The sequence below is a fragment of the Pseudoalteromonas rubra genome (assembly GCF_001482385.1).
GTDB lineage: Bacteria > Pseudomonadota > Gammaproteobacteria > Enterobacterales > Alteromonadaceae > Pseudoalteromonas > Pseudoalteromonas ardens.
Window position 1 is genome coordinate 2,566,345 of sequence record NZ_CP013611.1, and the last position, 23,337, is coordinate 2,589,681.

17 protein-coding genes and 4 tRNA genes are annotated in these 23,337 nt (G+C 50.3%); 9 read left to right on the plus strand and 12 right to left on the minus strand.

The window, feature by feature from the left end; all coding sequences use genetic code 11:
- Positions 1 to 244: 244 nt before the first annotated feature.
- The 8 genes from tuf to murB form a co-directional block, all read right to left on the minus strand.
- The gene (tuf, locus tag AT705_RS11310; RefSeq protein WP_010387468.1) at positions 245 to 1,429 is read right to left on the minus strand and encodes an elongation factor Tu; all 1,185 of its coding nucleotides are present in this window, start codon (positions 1,427 to 1,429) and stop codon (positions 245 to 247) included.
- Positions 1,430 to 1,571: 142 nt separating this feature from the next.
- Positions 1,572 to 1,647 (minus strand) — tRNA-Thr (locus AT705_RS11315).
- 12 nt (positions 1,648 to 1,659) lie between these two features.
- Positions 1,660 to 1,734, minus strand: a tRNA-Gly gene (locus tag AT705_RS11320).
- 44 nt (positions 1,735 to 1,778) lie between these two features.
- Positions 1,779 to 1,863, minus strand: a tRNA-Tyr gene (locus AT705_RS11325).
- 41 nt (positions 1,864 to 1,904) lie between these two features.
- Positions 1,905 to 1,980: transfer RNA gene (locus tag AT705_RS11330), tRNA-Thr, on the minus strand.
- Positions 1,981 to 2,108: 128 nt separating this feature from the next.
- Entirely contained in the window at positions 2,109 to 2,807 is a 699-nt protein-coding gene (locus AT705_RS11335) for a type III pantothenate kinase (RefSeq protein WP_058796657.1), read from the minus strand.
- The gene (gene birA, locus AT705_RS11340) at positions 2,804 to 3,799 is read right to left on the minus strand and encodes a bifunctional biotin--[acetyl-CoA-carboxylase] ligase/biotin operon repressor BirA (protein ID WP_058796658.1); all 996 of its coding nucleotides are present in this window, start codon (positions 3,797 to 3,799) and stop codon (positions 2,804 to 2,806) included. Before birA ends, AT705_RS11335 begins: the two co-directional genes overlap by 4 nt.
- Positions 3,792 to 4,805, minus strand: a complete 1,014-nt coding sequence (gene murB / locus AT705_RS11345) for a UDP-N-acetylmuramate dehydrogenase (protein ID WP_058796659.1) — start codon at positions 4,803 to 4,805, stop codon at positions 3,792 to 3,794. Before murB ends, birA begins: the two co-directional genes overlap by 8 nt.
- A gap of 130 nt (positions 4,806 to 4,935) precedes the next feature.
- Between murB and AT705_RS11350 the strand changes: the two genes are divergently transcribed.
- Positions 4,936 to 6,783 carry a M1 family metallopeptidase gene (locus AT705_RS11350; protein WP_058796660.1) on the plus strand — a complete coding sequence of 616 codons (1,848 nt, stop codon included), beginning with the start codon at positions 4,936 to 4,938 and terminating at the stop codon, positions 6,781 to 6,783.
- Between the two features lie 41 nt (positions 6,784 to 6,824).
- Here AT705_RS11350 and AT705_RS11355 read toward each other — a convergent pair whose 3' ends face one another.
- Entirely contained in the window at positions 6,825 to 7,433 is a 609-nt protein-coding gene (locus AT705_RS11355) for a DUF2057 domain-containing protein (RefSeq protein WP_058796661.1), read from the minus strand.
- A gap of 217 nt (positions 7,434 to 7,650) precedes the next feature.
- Here AT705_RS11355 and AT705_RS11360 point away from each other — a divergent pair, with 217 nt between their 5' ends.
- The 5 genes from AT705_RS11360 (at position 7,651) to AT705_RS11380 (ending at position 18,224) form a co-directional block, all read left to right on the plus strand.
- Complete coding sequence (locus AT705_RS11360; protein ID WP_010385032.1) at positions 7,651 to 8,022, plus strand: histidine triad nucleotide-binding protein; 372 nt, start codon at positions 7,651 to 7,653, stop codon at positions 8,020 to 8,022.
- Positions 8,023 to 8,249: 227 nt separating this feature from the next.
- Positions 8,250 to 8,906 carry a helix-turn-helix transcriptional regulator gene (locus AT705_RS11365; RefSeq protein WP_010385031.1) on the plus strand — a complete coding sequence of 219 codons (657 nt, stop codon included), beginning with the start codon at positions 8,250 to 8,252 and terminating at the stop codon, positions 8,904 to 8,906.
- Positions 8,907 to 9,016: 110 nt separating this feature from the next.
- Complete coding sequence (locus AT705_RS11370) at positions 9,017 to 11,173, plus strand: ATP-binding protein (RefSeq protein WP_058796662.1); 2,157 nt, start codon at positions 9,017 to 9,019, stop codon at positions 11,171 to 11,173.
- Between the two features lie 138 nt (positions 11,174 to 11,311).
- Complete coding sequence (locus AT705_RS11375; RefSeq protein ID WP_058796663.1) at positions 11,312 to 14,641, plus strand: amidohydrolase family protein; 3,330 nt, start codon at positions 11,312 to 11,314, stop codon at positions 14,639 to 14,641.
- Positions 14,642 to 14,915: 274 nt separating this feature from the next.
- Positions 14,916 to 18,224 carry a methyl-accepting chemotaxis protein gene (locus tag AT705_RS11380; RefSeq protein WP_058796664.1) on the plus strand — a complete coding sequence of 1,103 codons (3,309 nt, stop codon included), beginning with the start codon at positions 14,916 to 14,918 and terminating at the stop codon, positions 18,222 to 18,224.
- Positions 18,225 to 18,267: 43 nt separating this feature from the next.
- Here AT705_RS11380 and AT705_RS11385 read toward each other — a convergent pair whose 3' ends face one another.
- Positions 18,268 to 19,080 carry an amidohydrolase gene (locus AT705_RS11385; protein WP_058796665.1) on the minus strand — a complete coding sequence of 271 codons (813 nt, stop codon included), beginning with the start codon at positions 19,078 to 19,080 and terminating at the stop codon, positions 18,268 to 18,270.
- The gene (locus tag AT705_RS11390) at positions 19,068 to 20,162 is read right to left on the minus strand and encodes a methionine aminotransferase (protein WP_058796666.1); all 1,095 of its coding nucleotides are present in this window, start codon (positions 20,160 to 20,162) and stop codon (positions 19,068 to 19,070) included. Before AT705_RS11390 ends, AT705_RS11385 begins: the two co-directional genes overlap by 13 nt.
- Positions 20,163 to 20,320: 158 nt before the next feature.
- On the opposite strand from AT705_RS11390, the gene AT705_RS11395 reads away from it, so the two are divergent.
- The 3 genes from AT705_RS11395 to AT705_RS11405 are packed head-to-tail and all read left to right on the plus strand — an operon-like array spanning position 20,321 to position 22,157.
- Positions 20,321 to 20,935 carry a methylthioribulose 1-phosphate dehydratase gene (locus AT705_RS11395; RefSeq protein ID WP_058796667.1) on the plus strand — a complete coding sequence of 205 codons (615 nt, stop codon included), beginning with the start codon at positions 20,321 to 20,323 and terminating at the stop codon, positions 20,933 to 20,935.
- Positions 20,932 to 21,618, plus strand: coding sequence for an acireductone synthase (mtnC, locus tag AT705_RS11400; protein ID WP_058796668.1), 687 nt, complete (start codon positions 20,932 to 20,934; stop codon positions 21,616 to 21,618). Before AT705_RS11395 ends, mtnC begins: the two co-directional genes overlap by 4 nt.
- The gene (locus AT705_RS11405; RefSeq protein WP_058796669.1) at positions 21,615 to 22,157 is read left to right on the plus strand and encodes a 1,2-dihydroxy-3-keto-5-methylthiopentene dioxygenase; all 543 of its coding nucleotides are present in this window, start codon (positions 21,615 to 21,617) and stop codon (positions 22,155 to 22,157) included. Before mtnC ends, AT705_RS11405 begins: the two co-directional genes overlap by 4 nt.
- A gap of 23 nt (positions 22,158 to 22,180) precedes the next feature.
- Here AT705_RS11405 and mtnA read toward each other — a convergent pair whose 3' ends face one another.
- Positions 22,181 to 23,203 carry an S-methyl-5-thioribose-1-phosphate isomerase gene (mtnA, locus tag AT705_RS11410; protein WP_058796670.1) on the minus strand — a complete coding sequence of 341 codons (1,023 nt, stop codon included), beginning with the start codon at positions 23,201 to 23,203 and terminating at the stop codon, positions 22,181 to 22,183.
- Positions 23,204 to 23,337: the final 134 nt, after the last annotated feature.

The window sequence follows — 23,337 nt, forward strand, 5'->3', positions numbered from 1 at the left end:
CTACAAGGATGTACTTCCACACCGCATTTTCCATCGCTATATTTCAGGCATTAAAAAAGGCCACCGAAGTGACCTTTTTTACAATGCTTATTGCATTAACTAAAGTCGATATTACTCAACGATAGTTGCAACTAGCACCTACACTACCCTGTAGAAGGCGCCACCTTCACATGATGACTTTCACTCAGGCATTAAAAAAGGCCGCCTAAGCGACCTTTTTCACAGTGTTACTGCAATCTGTAGATTATTCTACGATTGTAGCTACAACACCAGCACCAACTGTACGGCCACCTTCACGGATCGCGAAACGTAGACCTTCGTCCATCGCGATTGGAACGATTAGCTCAACAGTCATCTTGATGTTGTCACCAGGCATTACCATTTCTACGCCTTCTGGAAGCTCAACGTTACCAGTTACGTCAGTTGTACGGAAGTAGAACTGTGGACGGTAGCCTTTGAAGAATGGAGTATGACGGCCACCTTCATCTTTAGACAGTACGTATACTTCTGAAGTGAACTTAGTGTGTGGGTTGATTGAACCAGGCTTACAAAGAACCTGACCACGCTCAACTTCATCACGCTTAGTACCACGTAGAAGTGCACCGATGTTCTCACCTGCACGACCTTCGTCAAGCAGCTTACGGAACATTTCAACACCAGTACAAGTTGTCTTCGTAGTTTCTTTGATACCTACGATTTCAACTTCGTCGTTCACGTTGATGATACCAGCTTCAACACGGCCAGTTACAACAGTACCACGACCCTGGATTGAGAATACGTCTTCGATAGGCATGATGAACGGCTTATCGATGTCACGCTCTGGCTCTGGGATGTAAGAATCTAGTGCTTCTGCAAGCTCAACGATCTTGTCTTCCCACTCTTTCTCGCCTTCTAGCGCTTTAAGAGCTGAACCCTGGATTAGAGGCAGGTCATCACCTGGGAAGTCGTACTCAGAAAGAAGTTCACGAACTTCCATCTCTACTAGCTCTAGTAGCTCTTCGTCGTCAACCATGTCACATTTGTTCATGAATACGATGATGTAAGGTACACCAACCTGACGAGAAAGTAGGATGTGCTCACGTGTTTGAGGCATAGGACCGTCAGTTGCAGCAACTACCAGGATCGCGCCGTCCATCTGAGCAGCACCAGTGATCATGTTTTTAACGTAGTCAGCGTGTCCAGGACAGTCAACGTGCGCGTAGTGGCGAGTTGGAGTGTCATACTCAACGTGTGAAGTTGAGATTGTGATACCACGCTCACGCTCTTCTGGAGCGTTATCGATTGATGCGAAGTCTTTCGCTTCACCACCGTATACTTTTGCAAGTACGTTAGTGATTGCTGCAGTTAGGGTAGTTTTACCGTGGTCAACGTGGCCGATAGTACCAACGTTAACGTGCGGTTTCGAACGTTCAAACTTTTCTTTTGCCATGACGGAACCTATAAGTTTTGTGTATCTAGATTACATATAAAAATAATCCACACGCCACAGCGGCGGCAGATTAGAATTATTCAGTACAATTATAAATGTTTTTATGACAAATCAAAGGAAGTATTTAGGAAGATCCGAAGACTGGTGCTGATAGGCAGATTTGAACTGCCGACCTCACCCTTACCAAGGGTGCGCTCTACCAACTGAGCTATATCAGCACACCAGAAAACTGGAGCGGGCAGCGGGAATCGAACCCGCATCATCAGCTTGGAAGGCTGAGGTAATAGCCATTATACGATGCCCGCTTTAGGAACCTGTTCTTAACTACCTCTAACCGTCAAGAATAAAGTGGTGGAGGGGGCTGGATTCGAACCAGCGAAGGCAGTGCCGTCAGATTTACAGTCTGATCCCTTTGGCCGCTCGGGAACCCCTCCACGTCAAAAAATTCTTGTCTAAAGCGTTGCTATTTAAAAACTGGTGCCGACTATCCGAGTCGAACGGATGACCTACTGATTACAAGTCAGTTGCTCTACCAACTGAGCTAAGTCGGCACTGCTTTAGTACGGGGCGAGATATTAGAGGAATGGCCGGGACTATGCAACACCCAAATCAAAAAAAATCACAGATAATTGTTTAAATGGTCACATTTACAGCAAAAACCTGTATTGCAGGCAAATTATTATGCAAACTGCTGATATTTACGCCAGTACATCAAGCCTTGCAGGACCAAAATATCGTTATATGTACTGGGGCGGGCCAAATGTTGTTGCATTAATTCGCCGTATCCACCGGCGCATACAATCACAAAATCCTCATTCGACTTGCTCAGGTAAAACTCCAAAGCGCCAAGCGTCGCAACCAAGGCCCCATTTTTTACCGCATTCGGTGTGTTCGTGCCGAGCTCAGGCAAAAATAAGCTGGTATCGTCACTGAATACTTTCTGAGTGTTTGCAACCAAACTACTAAGCATCATATCCAGGCCCGGTAAAATCCAGCCGCCGAGATGTTGCCCTTCACTATTTAGCACATCAATTTTACTGGCGGTTCCACAATCCAATATCACGCAGCTTTGTTGTGGATAAAGGTGGTAGCAAGCTACCACGGTCAGCCACCTATCTATACCCAGATTTTCAAATTGCGGATAAGCACACCGCAGTTTACCCAATGTCGCGCTCACCGCGGCATGGTAATGGGGGATTGCCCGTTGCTGCGCACGTGCAATCAATGGCGCCACCAGCTCGCCTTTGCCAACCTGAGCGATCAGCACTTCGTCTATTTCTGACCAGGGAATATCCGCCTCATTAACCAAGGCGATCGTCTCTCCTGTCAGGGTCGCAGTTTTCAGTGCCGTGTTGCCCACATCAATTAACAGCTTCATGACAACTCCTTACGCACAGAAATTTCTCCCCCGTAGTAGGTCTTCAGCTCGCCATCCTGACGCAACACCAGCCCACCTTGCTGATCGATGCCCTCACAAATACCCCGCCATTGTTTCTGTCCGGTGGTCAACGTCACAGCCTGCTGGCGATATACGTTCAATCCATTCCACTGCTCGCTCATCACACTTAGCCCATGACGCTGATAAATCTCCAGGCGCTTTTGCAAACACAACGTCAACACAGCCACCAGCTGGTTCTTATTCACCGAACTGACATGCTGACTCAGATCGGTCCAGGCCTGATCTATCGCCCCGGCAGCACTCTCTGGCATCGCCACATTGAGACCAATACCAATCACCAGATGACAGGGGCCTTCAACCTGACCGTCCAGCTCGACCAAAATGCCCGCCAATTTCTGTTCATTCAGATAGACATCATTCGGCCACTTCAATTGTACATCCAGATCGAATAACGCTTTGAGCGCATCATGTACCGCCAGCCCGACGGCTATCGACAACCCCATAGCGGCCTGCATGCCCTCTTCCAGTTGCCAATAGCAACTATAATAGAGGTTCGCACCAAATGGAGACTGCCACTGACGCCCTCGTCTGCCACGCCCTGCCTGCTGCATTTCCGCAACCAGCACTTGGCCACGTGGAATTGGCTGATTGGCCTGAATACGGCGCATCAGCTCGCTATTGGTTGAGTCAATAATTGAATGCACTTCTATCTGGCATGGGGTGTCGCTGAGCTGTCCCCAACTCTGACGGATCTCGGCTTCCTCTAATAAAGGCAGGCTGTTATTGAGCCGATAGCCTTTACCCGTCACCTTGAAGATATCAATGCCCATTTGCTGCAGAGACTTAATATGCTTAGACACCGCCGCGCGGCTGATCCCCAGCTGCTCACCCAGTGCCTGCCCGGAGACAAACTCACCGCACTTCAGGGCATGTAAAATGGCCAGTTTGTTGCCATCTGGTGCTTTAACCATAGTGCGCTTCCTGTATTGTAATTTCACCCTGCGGGCCTATCAGCCTGACTTCATGCTCCAGCACAATGCCAAACTTGTTGAATATCGTCTGTTGAATATGGCCGATCACCGCTCTGAGATCCTCACCTTCACTATGCCCATCATTAACCAGTACCAATGCCTGGCGGTCGTAGACCCGAACACCGCCCTGTTGATAACCTTTTAACCCGGCGTATTCAATCAACCAGCCAGCGGCCAGTTTGCATCGCTTTGCGTCTACCGGATAAAGTGGTAAGTCAGGGTAGCTCTGCGCCAGGGTCTGAGCTTGCGTTTTGTCGACCACCGGGTTTTTAAAAAAGCTCCCGGCGTTTGCCAGCGTCTGCGGGTCGGGCAATTTACTGCGCCGAATTGCCATCACTTGCTTTGCCACTATCTCAGGCGTCACCGTCTCATTGCGTAATGCTTGTAACGGCCCATAGTGCAACACAGGTTGCCATGGCTTGGGTAAATGCAACGTCACTTCGGTGATTATAAAACGATCTTTCAGGGCGTGTTTAAAGACAGAGTCGCGGTAGCCAAGCTGACATGCCGCTTTATCCAGTGTTTTCAGAGTCCGACTGGCAATATCAAATCCGCGTACCTGATATAATAGATCTGCCAGTTCCACCCCATAAGCGCCAATATTCTGGATCGGTGCTGCTCCCACGGTGCCCGGGATCAGCGCTAAGTTCTCCAGCCCACCAATATTGCGTGCCAGTAAATGCATCACCAGTGCGTGCCAGGATTCGCCAGCAGCAGCACGCACAACATAGTGTTCAGCCTGCTCGACAACCTTCACTCCCAAGTTTGCCATCTGGATCACGGTGCCTTCATAATCAGCAAGAAACACGCTGTTGCTACCCTCACCCAAAATATAAAACGGTGCACTAAAATCATGGTCGTAAAGCTGCGCCGGATCGGTGATACGCAGCAATGTGCGGCAAGATGCCGGTAATGAAAATGTGTGTAATGACTGCAAAGACGGCACGCCCGACCTCAGTAACAAATGCAAAATTGCCGCTAGTGTAGCCTATCCGAAGCTCCGACGCATCAAGGTGTCATTTTGGCACTTAAGTGGTATAACAACGGCTCTACTCACATCATGAGCAAGGATAATAATGAAACTTTCTGCCCTAACCTTTGGCCTTGCCTTAGCAGGCCTGTCACATACAGCACTGAGCGCTCAGACGGTTGATCAGCATACTTATGCCAACCTCAACGACGTAGTCAGTACACACCTTCACCTCGATCTGGATGTCGATTTTACTGACAAACACCTGGAAGGTTTTGTTGAACACACACTGGCATGGCAAAACAAGCAAGCCAGAACCCTGGTGCTGGACACGCGTGACCTTGAAATTGATAAAGTAATGTATCAGGGCAGCAACGGCAAATGGTACCCAGCCTCTTTCACGCTTGCGAAACGCGATGATGTGAAAGGTTCTAAGCTGACCATTCGCTTCAAACAGCAAGCAAAAAAAGCCCGCATTTACTATAACAGCTTACCGCAGGCATCCGGTTTACAATGGCTGACACCAGAGCAAACCGCCAGCAAGTCCCATCCTTTTATGTACAGCCAGTCTCAGGCTATTCATGCACGCAGCTGGATCCCCGTCCAGGATACGCCGGCGATGCGCGTTACCTATTCTGCCCGTGTTAACACCCCAGAAGACGTTCGTGCGGTTATGAGTGCCGACAACAGCGGTGCGTTAATCAAAGACGGAGACTATTGGTTTGATATGCCACAAGCCATTCCGCCTTATCTGATAGCGATTGGCGCAGGTAACCTTGAATACAAAGAGATGTCGCACCAAACCGCTATCTTCGCCGAGCCGCAGATCCTCGATGCATCCGTCGCTGAATTTAATGATACCCAGGCCATGATCGACAAAACCAACGTCATGTATGGGGAGTATGCCTGGGGTCGCTATGACTTATTGATGCTTCCACCCAGCTTTCCGTTTGGTGGCATGGAAAACCCACGTTTATCCTTTATTACCCCGACCGTCGTCGCTGGCGATAAAAGCCTGGTTAATCTCATCGCCCATGAATTGGCGCACTCCTGGTCAGGCAACCTGGTTACTAACGCCACCTGGGAAGATTTATGGCTGAATGAGGGTTTTACCTCCTATGTAGAAAACCGCATTATGGAAGAAGTCTTTGGTCGCGAGCGTGCCGTCATGGAGCAGGCATTAGATTCCGCCCGGCTGCGCGCTGTCGTCAAAGAATTACCGGCACCTGACACCCGCCTGAATCTGCGCCTCAATGGTCGCGATCCGGACGACGCATTTAGCTCTATACCATACACCAAAGGGCAGCTCTTCCTTATCTATCTAGAAGAAAAATTTGGCCGTAAAGTGTTCGATGCCTTTGTGAAAGGGTATTTTAATGCGTATGCGTTCAAATCGCTGACCACAGCCGAGTTTGTTCAATATATAGAAAAACACCTCATCAACAAACACCCTGGCATTGTCAGCATGGATAAGGTCAATGAGTGGATCCACGCGCCAGGCCTACCCGCAGATGCACCTAACCCTACTTCTGATGCGTTTGACAAAGTCGATGCTGCTACTGCAGCCTGGTTAGCGGGCAACCGTACGTTAGACAGCATACCCACCGCCAGCTGGACAGTGCACGAGTGGCTGCACTTTATCAATAATCTGCCACGCGATCTGGCCGAGGATAAAATGGTCACGCTGGACCAGGCGTTTGGGTTAACTGACTCAACCAACGCAGAATTGGCGTTTGCCTGGTTCATGCTGGCTGTTGGCAACGGCTATGAGGCTATCTACCCGGCGCTCGACAAGCACCTCAGCGGTATTGGCCGTCGCAAACTGATTGTTCGCCTGTACAAATCACTCGTTGCCAATGGTAAGCGTGACTGGGCCTATCAGGTGTATCAGAAAGCCCGCCCGGGTTACCACCCATTAGCCCAGGGCACCATTGATGCTATCTTTGCGAACTAATTCATACCAAGATTGGTATCGCAACCAGTAAAAGTGCAGCCTCATCGGGGCTGTACTTTTTCTAAAAACGCCGCACGCTGCGCCGGGCTGGCTTGTTGCCACCAAAAGTCCAGCATTGCTGCGGCATCAGGCTTTCCAGCCTGAGGTGCCACGGGAGGCTCTACCGGCAAAGAGTCTGAAAATTGCGGTTTCACTGGTGCCGCCTCTGGCATAAGTTCAGTGGGTGGTACGGCCCGCACCCGCAGTTGATGTGCAAGCGCTTTTATCGGTGTACGGGTGCCATCTGGGGCCTTCAGCCAGAGTCTGGGCTGCTTTGCAAACTGCTTAGCTGCTTTTAGTGTGTCGGCCCGATCAAACCCAACCTGATAGCCGCCCTGAGCCGCGACCTCAACACTTACCCAAAATGGCTTTGATTCGATCACTTCATGATCGTCATACCCAATCTCGTATAAGTCCGTATACTTGACCTTCACCTGATGCGTGCCCGCGGCGAGCGTCAGATCCCGCACTTTATTAAAGAAGGAATGCTCTATTTCCTGTTGTCCCACCTGTAGCGGAAGCAACTCTTCCGGAAAAGATAATTGCGCTGCCACTGCTCGACCACTCAGCAGGCTGAGTAGCAGAAAGTAAAAAATGCGTTTTTTCTTCATAATTCCTCTTTATTTTGTTGTTAATGTGGCTGACACTTAGCTTTGAACCCAAAATAGCCACAAAGAATTCAAGCGCTCAGTTGAGGCCAACATACCCGTTCCACTGGTATGGGTATTCGGTTTTCAGGTGACCAAACTCTGAACAACATTTTTCGCTTGTATCTTACTCTTTGCACGCTATGCTGATCAGCTAAACTATCGTCTACAAGGAAAAATAATGAGCCAAGAAACAATTTTTACCAAGATAATTAATCGGGAAATTCCCGCAGATATCCTGTTTGAAGATGATCTGGCCCTGGCATTTAAGGACATTAACCCACAAGCGCCCTTTCATGTACTGGTGATCCCAAAAACCCCCATCGCCACCATGAATGATATTAATGAAGAAAATGCACACCTGGTTGGGCACTTATATCTGGTAGCAGCTAAACTTGCTAAAGAGCATGGTTTTGCAGAAAACGGATATCGCGCAGTCATGAATTGCAACAACGATGGCGGTCAGACCGTTTACCACATTCATTTACACGTGCTTGCCGGGAAAGAAATGGGCTGGCCCCCATACCAGGATAAGAAAAAAGTACTAGGCTAAATTATTCTTTGTTAATGAATGTAACTTACTAACATATTAGCAATTAAAAAAATAAAATTATAAATTTCATAGCCTTAGTTATTTCACTAAGGCTTTAATTCAACAACAAGATCAGAAATGCCACAATATATAGCAGAACAATCTATTTATTGATGATATTTCTAATACAAAAGGCCTGAATCACGTGATAGCATTGCGTAATCAGACAGAATGAGAGTGTTTTCCACATGAGCAGTACTGCATTTTTATTGCTAGACAAAGAGCCTATTAACACCATAGGCGTCAATGTATTACAACCATTGCTGAAAACTCAGGGGTTGGACGTAATCACTGGGACCGATATTTCAGATGTACCAGAGAACACTCGTTTGCTCTTCATCGAAACAGCCGTCAACGACGCCTGGGGTCAGCTGAAAGAACAGCTGGTCAACCTGAAAGTCAGTTGTGACATTGTCCTGTTTAACCTGGATGAAAACCCTGAGCTAGCCAATCGCGCATTGCTCAGCGGTATCCGCGGTGTCTTCTACACCACAGATAATGCGGATGTCCTGATGAAAGGTATTCGCCTGCTGATGGAAGATCAGCTCTGGTATCGTCGCGAAATTATGTGTAATGCATTAAACCGTATGTTGCAGTTTAATAAAGATGCGCTACACAAATTGACTGAAGGGGATATTGAGCCGGTTAAACTCACAAAACGTGAAAAAGCCATTATTACCCTAATGAGTAAAGGGTCAAAGAACAAAGAGATTGCAGAAGATCTGAACATCAGCCCACATACAGTGAAGACGCACTTGTATAGTGCATTCAGAAAAACGAAATGCCGGAATCGAATTGAATTATTGTCCTGGGCACAACAAAATATCCCGGACGAGATCCGCTAACCGCCTTCTCTACTGTAACAGTGTCGGGTTAACCCCGGCACTGTCTACCGCTTTACTGACATCACACTTCCTTTTATGCTAGCAAAGTCGATTGATTGCTAGGGCACACCATGCTGGATCCCAAAACTCTGTATGTCACCAGCGTCGTCATGACGGCGATGATGACCCTTCTAAATTATCTAACATGGCGGGCCAATAAAGATACTCCCGGCACTGTGTTATACATTTTTTACCCTATGGTGTTGTTTGCCGGCATTATCGGCTTTGCGCTGCACAGCCACTTCCAGCAGTGGCAGACCATAGGCATTGCAAACGGCCTGTTATTTGCGGCATCCGTGCTGCATTGCTGGGCGATCAGCCAATTTCTCGGGGTCCGCGACAAAGCCTTTCAGTTTTATCTGATAGTCACAGGGGTGCTATTTTGTGCCCTGGTCTATTTCAGTGCTGTAGCGCCGGGCCTCAGACAACGTATTCTTATCTCCGATCTTCAGCATATCGCCGAAGCCCTGCTGTTGCTGTACTATTTTATCCGCCATGCCCATCCTCTGTACCCGAACGGCAGTATTGTCTATCTCATCGTGCTGAGCTTTATTTTATGTGTGTTTACCGGGCGCACCTTACTTATGGGAGAGATCCACCATGGCAACCTGCTAGACAGTCCCTGGTTCACCATTACACTCTTTTTCAACGGCGTATTGGCACCCATTTTCTATGCTACAGGCATGGCCATTTTATGTAATGAGCGACGTGAACATAACCTCAACCGGTTGACCGAAAAAGCACAGCAGGACCTTGAGATCCGCGGCCTGTTTTTGTCCACCGTCAGCCATGAGATCCGTACCCCACTCAACGGCATACTGGGCAGTGCGCAACTGGTACTGAACCGCATTGGGGATCAGGCCAGCAAAGCCTATTGCGAAGCCATTATTAACTCCGCTGAATCACTCAACCTGCTGATCGATAAAGTGCTCGACTATGCCAGTCTGGAGCAAAGTGACGAAGTGCTGGCCGCCGAGGACATTGAATTCAAGAGCTGGCTGAACAACCTGTGCCTGCTGATGACACCCATGGCTGAGCAACGCGGGCTGACCTTTACCCTGGTGTACGACATGCCAGAGCAGGTTTGCTACTACTGCGACCAGCAAAAGCTGCGTCAGATCCTGCTGAACCTGGTTGGCAACGCCATTAAATTTACCGATCAAGGCGAAGTAAAAGTCTGTGTCGAACTAATCAAAGAAGGCAATATGGAACACCGGGTACGTTTCAGCGTGATAGACACCGGCCCAGGCATTGAAGAAGAGGACATCGAAAAACTGACCGAACCCTATGTCCAGAGCAGCGCCGGTAAAACCAAAGGCGGCACCGGGCTCGGATTAGCGATCACAGCACGCCTGCTGGATAAAATGGGCAGTCAGCTCGAGATCATCAGTGAACTGGATAAGGGCAGTTCTTTCAGCTTTGATCTCACCTTAACGGTCGGCGAACTCAGTCTGGTCGAAAAGCGCCATCACAATGTCGACTACGCGACCGGGCTGGATATTCTCTTGGTGGAAGATCTCGACCTGAACCGCAAAATAGCCATCGAATTTATGGCCATTGATGAGCACCGAATTAAACTGGCCAACGACGGTCAAAGTGCCATAGAACAACTTACTGAGCATGCCTTTGATGTTGTTCTGCTGGATATGAACTTGCCAGACTTAACGGGTCAGGAGGTGCTCAAACGACTGAAGAACATTGAGCATAAAAATCGCCGCACCCCATTTTTAGCCTTTACCGCCAGCCTGAGCCCCGAGGAGGTTAAAGAGTACCTGGCACTGGGGATCCGTGACGTTGTGGGCAAGCCGATTAAACAAGATAAACTACGTCAGGCCATTAGCAACTCACAAAAGGCGCAAACCCCTGACATCAGCGTCGAACTCAGCGACACCCTGTACGACGAGAGTGCAGTGGGCTCCCTGAGCGGCTTCAGCGAAGACGAAGTATCATCCATTTACAATGAATTTGTTTTGTCCGCCCGTACGAAACTGCGTCACATTCAGCAGTTACTGGATGAGGACGATCAACAGTGCATCAAACTCCTGCACCGTCAGGCCAGCACAGCGCTGCAACTGGGTTTTAATCGCTATGGCCTGACACTCAAGAAAATTGAACGCAGGCTGCTGGATAAAAAGCGCTGTGACGAGGAGCTGGCCGATGCCATGGTCTTATGGCAACAGAGCCTGGAAGCCTATTTACAATACGTTCGACATCAAACACTCAGCTAAGGTGAAGCACCGAAAGTCAAACGCACAAAGCGGTACTTTTATCGCCGCAATGTCGACTTTATTGGAAAATTTAGTCATCCTAACTGACACAGGGCAGCTAACAGCCCAGATAACAAGAAATCTGAAGGAAATTTTTAAATGACACTACATAAATCATCGCTGGCCATTGCCATCGGTGCGGCCATGATTGGCCTTAGTACGCCGAGCGTGGCGGCCACCACAGATCAAGCACAAGAGGCGAGCAGCAAAGAGTGGAATGTTCTTAATCCACCGGGTGACAAGCAAACCATTACCATAGACACCAATGAAACCACCTGGAGTAACCTGGACGTCAGCCCCGATGGCAAATCCATTATCTTTGATATGCTGGGTGACATTTATGTCATGCCTATTAATGGCGGTAAAGCAACGGCCATAACCAGCGACAGAGCCTGGAACTTCCAGCCTAAGTTCTCTCCGGATGGCAGTAAAATCGCCTTTATTTCAGACCGAGAAGGCGCTGAAAACCTGTGGGTAATGGACGTCAACGGCGACAACATGCGTAAAGTCTCTGATGAGTCTCACAATTTGCTGCATAACCCAGCCTGGTCGCCTGATGGTCAGTATATCGCAGTCAAACAAGGCCAGGTGACCGGTCGTACGATCCCGGGTGGTTCAATCCGCATGTACCACATTTCAGGCGGTAAAGGCGTGGTCGTGCGAGACCGTTTGCACGGTGCAAAATCACAGAAGAATATCGCCGAGCCCGCTTTCTCAACCGATGGTAAAAAGCTGTATTACTCCGTCGATGCCACTGCGGGTGTACGCTGGGAGTACAACAAAAATGCACTCGGTTCCGTGTTTGAGATCCGCTCCTGGGATCTAGCCACCGGTGAAGAAGAAACCGTGATCCGAGGCTCTGGCGGCGCTATCCGCCCGACACCAAGCCCGGATGGTAAATCTCTGGCGTTCGTAAAACGTATTGAGAATGGCGAGGTGATGCAAAGCGCCTTGTATATCAAAGATCTGAAATCAGGTATCGAAACAGAGATCTTCTCAGGACTAGACCGTGACCTGCAAGAAGCCAATGGCGCTCAGGGTAATACGCCGGCATTTGCTTACACACCAGACGGCAAAGCACTGGTTTTCTGGGCCGCTGGCGTCTTCCATAAAGTGGATATTGCAAGCAAACAAGCCAATGTAATCCCGACCCGAGTGGTTGCTGAAAAAGAGATTACCCCGGCATTGAAATTTGCCGTTGATGTCGCACCGGATGCATTCAAGGTCAAGCTGGCACGTTGGTCACAAATTTCACCAGACGGTAAAACCGCGCTGTTCCAGGCGCTGGGCCACCTGTACACCAAAGACATTGCTTCAGGTAAGGTACGTCGCGTTACCAAACAGAACGATCATTTTGAATTCTACCCAAGTTTCTCACGCGATGGTAAGTACATCGTATATACCAGCTGGGACGATCAAGATTTAGGCGCCGTGCGCATTGTCTCAGCCAGTGGGGGTAAAGGCCGGGTGATCACTCAGGATCCAGGTCACTACATCAACCCAAGTTTCTCGCCAGATGGTAAACACGTACTGTATCGCAAAGTGACCGGGGGCTACCTGCTCAGCGGTGATTGGTCGATGGAACCAGGTATCTACCTGACCAGCACCAAAGGTGGCGACGCCAAACGCATCATTAAACGTGGTGATAACCCACACTTCGGTGCGGAAAAAGACCGCATCTACTTCAGCGTGATGAGCGATGAAACCCATCGCGAACTGAAATCAGTCGACCTTAGTGGTGAAAAAGAACGTTCACACTTCAAAGGTGGCTACATTTTTGATTATCGTGTCTCTCCAGATGGCAACTATGTTGCTTTCATCGAGAACTTCAACACCTTCGTTGCACCTTTCACTAGCACAGGTAAAACCCTGTCTATCAACAAGGGCACCAAATCATTCCCGGTACAACAGGTCTCTAAATACTCTGGCGACTTCCTGAACTGGAAGGCGGACAGCAGCGCACTGACCTGGGCCTTTGGTCCGACTTTATATCAGCGTAAGCTGACCGACACCTTTGCGTTTTTGAAAGGGGCCGTAGCCGAGGCTGCACCTTTAACTGCCGAAGGCATCGACCTGAGCTTTGAGAAAAAGGCCGACAAGCCTGAAGGCATCCTGGCCCTGGTTGGCGGCAAAGTCGTCACGATGCGCAACGCGGATGAACAACAAGAGATCATCGAAGATGGGGTGGTGCTGATTGAAGAAAATCGTATTATCGCAGTGGGTACCCGCAGTGAAATCGAGATCCCAAGCAAGGCCAAAGTGATGGACATCACGGGCAAAACGGTGATCCCAGGTCTGGTCGATGCGCACGCTCATGGCAGCTATGGCAGCTACAATCTGCAACCTGAGCAAAACTGGAACCAGCTGTCGAATGTCAGCTTTGGTGTAACGACCATTCACGATCCATCGAATGACTCTAACGAAGTCTTCTCCATGGCTGAATTACAACGTGCCGGCCTGACCGTGGCACCGCGTATTTACTCGGTCGGCCGGATCCTCTATGCCGGTAATGCGCCGGGCTATAAAACCCCTATCAGCAATCTCGAAGACGCTCAGTTCCACGTTAAGCGTCTCAAAGATGCCGGTGCGATCACGGTCAAGAGCTACAACCACCCTCGTCGTGATACCCGCCAGCAAGTCCTGGAAGCTGCAAAGCAAATGGAAATCATGGTGGTGCCAGAAGGCGGCTCTAAATTCCAGCAGAACATGAATATGATCATTGATGGACACACTGGCCTGGAACACGCCCTGCCAATCCCGAACATTTATTCAGACGTCACTCAAATGTGGAGTCAGACTGAAGCGGGCTTTACACCCACCTTTAACGTCGCCTACGGCGGTATCAAAGGGGAAGACTATTTCTATGACACCACAGATGTGTGGAAGAATGAACGTTTGGCAAGCTTTGTTCCGGACTACATCCTGAATCCACGCTCTGTACGTCGTGAAAAAGCACCTGAGCACCATTACAACCACATCAATGCCGCGAAATCTGCCAAACAGTTGCGCGACAAAGGCGTAACCGTACACATTGGCGCACATGGCCAGCGTGAAGGTCTGGGTGCGCACTGGGAGCTGTGGTCAATGGCACAAGGTGGCTTTACACCTTGGGAAGCGCTACGCAGTGGTACCATCGACGGTGCGAAATATCTGGCAATGGACCATGATATCGGCACCATTGAAAAAGGTAAGCTTGCCGACTTAGTGATCATCGACGGTGACGTTCTGAATGACATTCGTGAATCAGAAAAAGTTGCCTATACAGTACTGAATGGTCGTATTTATGATGCCGCGACCATGAATGAAACCGGCAACTATAATGTGCAGCGCCAGCCGCTGTTCTTCGAAAATGGCACCAAGACGCCAATGCATCCGGCGACGGAAGCCTATATGGAAGAGAAAGCACATAAATATCACTGGAAACACTAATATCTGGTCATTTCATTCATAAAGCAGCCGAAAGGCTGCTTTTTTTTCACTAAATGCCTAATTTGAGCATTTATCTTCTGGCAACAAGCCCTTACATACACCCACTTGTCCCGACCCGCTTGCTGGATATTGTCGAGAACTGTTCTAAACTGTGTCACTGAATAGGATACTCTGTCGTCAGGCGCATGCTATGATGACTGCTTAACGAGGCCGTCACCCTAAGTTTTTTCGACCTGCCTCACGGGTATATCAGCGAATACAAGGAGCAGGGAGCATGTCTGATCTCAGCCACTTTTTTAAGTCACTTAACCTGACGCAAAAATTGATCTCGGCCTTTCTACTGGTCGCCCTGATCCCTACCGCCATCATTATCGCCATGGCGCTGATACAATCATCCGATGCAATGAGCCGGCAAGTCTATGCCCAGCTGGGCGCGGTAGGCGAAATTAAAGAAAGCGCCATTGAGCGCCATTTCAATGGCGTCCAGGACAAACTGGTATCGCTGGCTGTCAATCCCTATGTCCAACAGGCGGCTACAGATTTTATGCGCGCCTATGGCGAAGTTGAGGATGCGGTTGCCACCCCCATCAGCCTGACACGCTTCTACCGTGAGCAGTTTGCGCCCCAATTTAAATCACTCAATGAGCAGGCTGTCCCCCCCGCAATATTGCTCTCGGAATTATCTCCTCAGGGGATCACTTTACAGACTCGCTACCTGGCCGAGAACCCTCACCCTCTGGGCGAAAAAGTGAACCTGACCAGCAGCGGTGTTGATGATGCGTATGATGAAATACATAGCCAATACCACGCATTTTTCACAAAAATTGCCAATGTTTACGAGTTCTACGATATTTTTATCGTCGATAACCTGAATGGCAATGTGATCTATTCGGTTTACAAAGAGAGCGATTTTGCCACTTCGTTACTGTACGGCCCCTATGCACAAAGTAACCTTGCCAAGGCATTTCTGGCAGCCCGCGAGCTAACCAAAGAAGGAGAAATGGCCTTTGTTGATTACGAGCAATACCTGCCTTCTTACAATGCCCCGGCCAGTTTTGTTGCCGCGCCTTTGGTCATCGATGGTCAGGTATCAGCCACACTGATCTTTCAACTCTCCATTGACGCCTTAAATACCATCATGACTGAACGTCAGGGATTGGGTGAGAGCGGCGAAACCTACCTGGTTGGCCCGGAAGGCCTGATGCGCTCAGATTCTTATCTAGACCCGGTTCATCATTCTGTAACTGCCTCATTTCGCCATCCTGAAAAAGGCACAGTGAATACCGAAGCATTTAGGCTGGCCATGCAGGGGCAACAAGGGCAAAAAGTGGTGCTGGACTACAATGGCAATCCTGTGTTGTCAGCATACACATCTGTAGACGTATTTAATTTACGTTGGGCCTTGCTGGCTGAAATTGATGAGGCCGAGGCCTTCGCCCCCATTAATACTTTGCGTACTCAGCTGCTTATCGTGCTGGCGGCCTGTGTGCTGATGATCATTCTGGCCGCATTCTGGTTTGCCCGAACCCTGACCCGCCCGGTTCATGCGCTGGTCAATACCATGCGTCAGGTAGAACAGGAAGGCGACTTTGCTCTTCGTACCAAAATTGATACCAATGATGAAATTGGCCGCTGCGGACAAGCGTTCAACTCACTGCTGGACGCACTGCAATTGTCTATTTCGGAAACGAACCGAGTCATGGACCGTATGGCCGCCGGTCGCTTTGATGACCGGATCAGTGCCCCCTGTAAAGGTGAGCTGGATACCCTTAAACGTGCCACCAATGATTGTGCTCAGAGCCTGCAAAGTGCGCTCAGCGACATCGGTCAGGTGATCCACGCCATGTCGGAAGGTCAATTTGATAAACAGTTGCAGTCAGACATGTCTGGTGACCTGGCAACCCTGAAACAGCACATCAACAGCTCAATGCATTCAATCAACACCACTATGACGGAAATTGTCACCGTGATGTCGGACATGGAGCAGGGCCACTTTAGGGGACAAGTACAGGTAGAAGCACAAGGTAGCCTGCTGCAGCTCAAAGTAAGCGTCAACAATTCCGTGAGCAGTGTCGCCAGCGCCATAGATGGATTGGCAGCGATGATGAGTGCATTGCGCCAGGGCGACTTTAGTAAGCGTCTCGAATTGCCGTTGCGTGGTCAACTGGAAGAGCTTAAAGAAGACACGAATTCCAGTGTAGAGAACCTTGCCGCCATTATCGAAGACATTGGCCATACCATGGCTGCGGTCAGCGAAGGAGACTTTAAACAGGAAGTATCAACACCTGCTCAGGGGCAGCTTGGTGAGTTGAAAGAGCACATAAATGTGTCGGTCAGCAGTGTTGATGAAGCCATCAGTGAGATTTCATCTGTGATGATGGCTATCAGCCGTGGCCGCTTTGATCGCACAATCAACTCTCCCTTACGGGGCCAGCTGGACACCCTCAAAGGCGATATCAATCACTCAGTCAATAACCTCAGTCGTGTCATTGAAGAGCTGGCCAGCGTGATGTCAGCCATGAGCCAGGGTGATTTTACCATCCAGATAGAATCCGACCTGCAGGGTCAGTTACTGCAACTTAAAGAGGACGTGAATACCTCAACAACCACAGTGTCCGATGCCATCAATGAAGTCACCCGGGTACTCGGGGCACTGGCTAAAGGGCAGTTAAATGAGCAGATCAACGGTCACTATGAAGGCGTATTTGAGACTCTACAGCGTGACGTGAATGCCACCATTGCCAAGTTGACTGAAGTAATTGAAGGGATCCAGTATGCGGCCGGCCAGGTTACACAGAGTGCCGGCGAGATTGCCGCCAGTAATACCGAGATCAGCCAGCGCACCGAAGAGCAAGCTTCCAACCTGGAAGAGGCCAGCGCAAGCACGGGCCATATGCTGGAAGAACTGACTCAGGTTGCACAACAATCCGGTACTGCTGTGGAATTGGCCAGCAATGCAGAGACCATCGCCAAAGAAGGGGGCTCTTTATCGCAGGACACAGTTGATGCCATAGGAGAAGTGAATCGGGCCAGCAAAGACATCAATGAAATCGTATCGGTGATCGACGCGCTGGCATTCCAGACCAACTTGCTGGCCCTTAATGCTGCGGTGGAGGCAGCCCGCGCCGGCGAAAATGGCCGGGGTTTTGCTGTGGTTGCCAATGAAGTGCGTGAATTGGCGGGCCGCAGTGCCGCCTCTGCAAAGCAAATTAAAGAGATCATTGCTAACAGCAACGAAAAAGTGGAACAAGGCACTCAACTGGCGAATAACTCAGGCGATAAGCTGCACCAGATAGTGCAGGCTGTTGCCGATGTCAGTCAAAATATAGTGAAAATCAATCAGTCGACGACTACGCAACAACAGTCCATCAAAGAGGTGGACATTGTGGTGCAGCGCCTGACCGATTTAATTCAGGAAAACTCAGCCATTACGGAAGAAACCATGGCTGCGGCCAGACAAATGGCGGAGCAGGCGAATGCAATGCGTGAGTTGCTTGGCTATTTTTCGATTGCCTCGCAACAGCAAGCAACATTGGCTCCCCCTGAGCAGGAGCTGCTCATCCACAGCTACAACGCATCTTAGGTCGTATCGGCAGGTATGCCAGCTTTAACTTAGCGCGACGAACTCATTCGTCGCGCGGTCCTTTTTCCAATACGGGTAGCACGAAGGCATCGGCATCAAGGTGGGCAGGAAACCCCTGTTTAAAGGTATCCAGTGGCGCCTTTTCCAGACTAACTATGAGTACATCGGCAGCGTCATCCGGGGCATCAGCCAATAATGCACCCGTGAAATCATAAGCAGCGGTACCGCCGTTGTGCGCCGTTCCATAGCCATCGTCACCAATACGATTGCAACCCAACACATAACACTGATTTTCAATTGCTCTGGCTTGCAATAATGTATCCCAGATCCGACGTCGTGCAGCAGGCCAGTTAGCCACATTGATCATCACATCATAATCATTGCGGTTACGCTGGAACACCGGAAAACGCAGGTCATAGCATACCTGAGGTAAGATCCGAAATCCCTTTACCTCAACAACGACTCGCTCTTGTCCCGCATGCACATAATCCCCTTCTTTACCCAGACAGAATAAATGGCGTTTGTCATAATAGCGCACGGTGCCATCCGGCCAGCACCAGTAAAAACGATTGGCTTTCTTTTCGCCCAGATCCACCAACACACTGCCCGCCACGACGGCCTGCCAGCGCTGTGTCAGCTGGTGCAAAAAAGCCAGCGCTTCTCCCTGTTCAGGCGGCTCTGCACACGCTTCAGCCAATGCAAAACCGGTTGCAAAGGTTTCCGGCAAAATGATCAGATCGCAATCACTGAGTTGCGCCTGCTGTGTCCCCAACTGCCTTTCCAGCTGAGCAAAATTGTTCTGCGGTGCCAGCCACTCAATGGCCTGCTGAACCAGAGCTACTGTTAAAGCTGACATAAACGCTTCGCGGCCTCCACTAAGGTGTTGTCTTCTTTGGCAAAACACAGGCGGATCACTTTATCTGTACTGCCATCGGCATAAAATACGCTAAGCGGAATTGCGGCCACCCCGACTTCTTCCACCAGATAATCACAAAAGCGTACATCATCCAGAGACGAGATAGCACTGTAATCCAGCAGCAAGAAGTAGCTCCCCTCACTGGGCAAAATAGTAAATCGTCCGGGTTTAAGTGCCTCAATGAGCAGATCACGTTTGTGCTGATAAAAATCGGCCAACGCATCCACATGTTCCGGCTCTTCGTTAAGCATGTCTGCCAGTGCCAGCTGCGCTGGCGTAAAACAGGAGAAGGTCACATACTGATGTATCTTACGAAACTCCTTGCTCAGCGCCTCTGGAGCGATGCAATACCCCAGCTTCCAGCCAGTACAATGGAAGGTTTTGCCAAAGCTGGCCACCACCATAGCACGCGCTGCCAGCGCCGGGTCGCGCAACGCACTCAAATGTGGCTGCGCATCAAAGGTAATGTGCTCGTAAACTTCGTCGCTGATCACATATAGGTCATGTTCAATCACCAGAGCCTTAAGCGCTGCCATATCTGCTGCTTTGAGTGTTTTCGCACTCGGATTATGTGGCGTATTAACAATAATAGCGCGAGTTTGAGGTGTGATTGCTGCCGCAACCTGCTGCCAGTCAACCTGGTAATCAGGCGCCTGCAAGGCAATGTGCACGCTGGTACCACCTGCCAGCTCTATCGCCGGGTGGTAAGAGTCATAAGCCGGGTCAAACACGATCACTTCATCACCCGGGCGTACCAGGGTCTGAATGGCAACAAACAAGGCTTCTGTGGCGCCGGCAGTGACTGTGACCTGAGCCTCGGCATGGATCTGCGCACCATATTTGCGCTCTGCCAAAGCCGCTATCTGCTGCTGTAGCGCCGGCACCCCGGGTGATGGCGCGTACTGGTTCATCCCCGCTTGTACATGCTGAGTCAACCGCAGTTTAAGGCGCTCTGGCGCATCAAATTCAGGAAAACCCTGAGACAAGTTCAGTGCACCGTGCTGGTTGGCCAGCGCGGTCATCTTTGAAAAAATACTAGTGCCTACATGAGGTAATTTACTTTCCACTGCCAAGTCCTCGTTTGTGTGTGGTGTAACGGCCCGAGCGATGCTATCATTGCTGCAAATAGAAGTATAGCCGTCTAAAATTATCCACGATGTTATTCGTGAGAGGTGAGCGTATGCAATCAGCACAAGCAAAACATGCCCTGATAGACGCCGGACGTTGGCTCAGTGAGCAAGGCTGGGTACCGGCAACCGGGGGCAACTTTTCCATTAGAACAGAGCAAGGCTTTGTTGTCACGGCCAGTGGTCATGACAAAGGGGCGTTGCAACCCGAGCATTTTCTTGAGTTCGATATCGAAGGCACACATACCGGCGGAACCGGTAAACCTTCAGCCGAAACCGAGCTGCACCTTGCCCTGTATGCACTCAGCGCGCGCGCACACTGCATCTTGCACACGCACTCCGTTGCGGCAACGGTGCTGTCTCGGCTAACAGCAGAGCACAGCCTGAACATTCAGGGGTACGAAATGCAAAAAGCCCTGCATGGTTTCACCAGTCACCTGGAAACCCTGGCCATTCCAGTCTTCGACAACGATCAGGATATTCCAGCCCTGGCACATCGGGTGGCTGAATACCATGCCCATACGCCTGTTCGGCACGGGGTGCTGATCCGCGGCCATGGGCTTTACGCAATGGGGGCAGACATCAGTGAAACGCGTCGTCATATCGAGGCGCTGGAGTTTTTGTTTAACTGCGAATTGACGCGCCGACAACTGGAAAAAAACACATGATCAAAGCAATTCTGACCGACATCGAAGGCACCATTACCCGTATTTCGTTCGTCAAAGAGATCCTGTTCCCCTATGCCGCAGACAAGCTACCCGATTTCGTGCGTCAACATGCACACACCCCGGAAGTGGCTGCACAGCTGGATGCAGTGCGTACCGAACTGAACGCACCACAAGCCTCACAGGAACAGGTTATCCAGGCATTACTCAGCTGGATCGCTGAAGATAAAAAAATCACGCCTCTGAAACAGTTACAGGGCATGATCTGGCAACACGGCTATCAAAATGGCGATTTTACCGGCCATATTTACCCAGATGCGCACCAGTTTTTGTCTGCCGAACATGCTGCGGGCACCGCACTCTACGTCTATTCGTCTGGTTCAGTACAAGCCCAGCAACTGCTGTTTGCGCATTCGGACTATGGTGATATGCGCCCCCTGTTCAGTGGTTATTTTGATACCCAGGTGGGTGCCAAACAGCAGCCCGAAGCCTATCAGGCCATCGCCAGTCAGTTATCCTTTGCAGCGCATGAGGTGCTCTTTCTGAGCGATGTGGTGGCCGAACTGGATGCAGCAAAAACAGCGGGCATGCAGACCCTGCAATTGTGGCGTGACGGACAGCCTCGGACGCAGGCACATCCCTTTATTGAAGATTTCAGCCAATATGATGCACAGGAGTCACGATGAGCCAATTGACCATATACCATGATCAGCACCCGGATACCATTGAATTCCATAGTGAAACACACGACCAGATAGCCGCTCAGCTTGCTCAGGTAGGTGTCCGCTTCGAGCAATGGCAGGCTGCATATGAGATTAACCAGACGACATCACACGATGATATTCTTGATGCATATGAGCAGGACATTGCTCGCCTGAAAGCACAGGATGGCTATCAAACCGTGGACGTGATCTCTTTGCCAAAAGGTCATCCCGACGCGCCCGTTATGCGTCAGAAGTTTTTGTTTGAGCACACCCATAGTGAAGATGAAGTGCGCTTTTTTGTTCAGGGTCAGGGGCTATTTTGCCTGCATATCGGCGAACGGGTTTATCAGGTTTTGTGCCAGCAGGGCGATTTGATCTCAGTACCCGCGATGACACCTCACTGGTTTGATATGGGCAGCGATCCCCAGTTTACCGCAATCCGGCTGTTCAACAATGAGCAGGGCTGGGTGGCACAAAGTACTGACAGCCCCATCGCCGGACGCTTTCCGTTACTGGATTAAAGCGCTCGCCCGGCACGGTGTCGTCATACCGTGCCTAAAACGCCCGCTGCCACGTCCTGCTGATAATACACGCCCGTATCCAGTACCCAGGCCGTGATCAGCTCAGCCGGTGTGACATCAAAAGCCGGGTTATAGACTTGTGCCTGTGCGGGTGCCCACTGACAGTGACCAAAGCTGCCACTCACCCCGGTCACCTCGCTTTCAGCACGCTGCTCAATCGGAATGTCTGCGCCCGAAGCACAGCCAATGTCCAGGGTTGTAACCGGTGCAACCACATAGAAAGGGATCTGATGATAGTGGGCTAGCACGGCCAGATTGTAGGTGCCCACTTTATTCGCAAAATCGCCGTTCGCAGCAATGCGATCAGCGCCGACAAAAATCTTATCAACCTTGCCTGCCGCCATCAGGCTGGCCGCCATATTATCGCAAATCAAAGTGTAAGGGATCTGCCACTGTGCCAGCTCATACGCAGTCAGCCTACCCCCCTGCAATAGTGGCCGGGTCTCATCAACCCAGATATGGATGTCCGCATGCTGCCGGGCTGCATGGTGGATCACGCCCAATGCAGTGCCCACTCCGGCAGTAGCCAGCGCGCCGGTATTACAATGTGTCAGAATGTTATCTGAGGGTTCAACCAGCTGTGCCCCCAATGTCGCCATTCTGTCGCACAGTGCGCAGTCTTCTTCAAACAGGCGCTCTGCTTCTGCCACCACAGCCTGCGCGTAATCTTGCTGCTGCAAGGCTGTACGCAGCCTCGCCATACAGTGCATCAGATTCACCGCCGTCGGACGGGTGGCTTCCAGCTCGTCAATTGCCGCATTCAGCTGAGCTTTACTGTGGCCTTGCTCTGCCAGATAAGCGACCAGCAAGCTTGCTGCTAAGCCAATCAAAGGGGCACCACGTACTTTCAGCGTCAGGATCAGCGACGTCATTTGCGCCACACTGGTGCAATGGTGCCATGTTTCCTCATGTGGCAGTAAATACTGATCCAGCACCTGAACCGTCCCGGCCTGATACTTCAAACTCCGCGCAACTAACTCTTTCACTGTTGTTTACTCCGATTTGCTCCTGGCGAATACCCATTCACAGCAATGAATAGGCAGCGTGAAATCTGGCACCGACCATACCGATATGACCCCTTGGTGTCATCTGGGCAGTGTCCGATTGAAAAAACAGACTG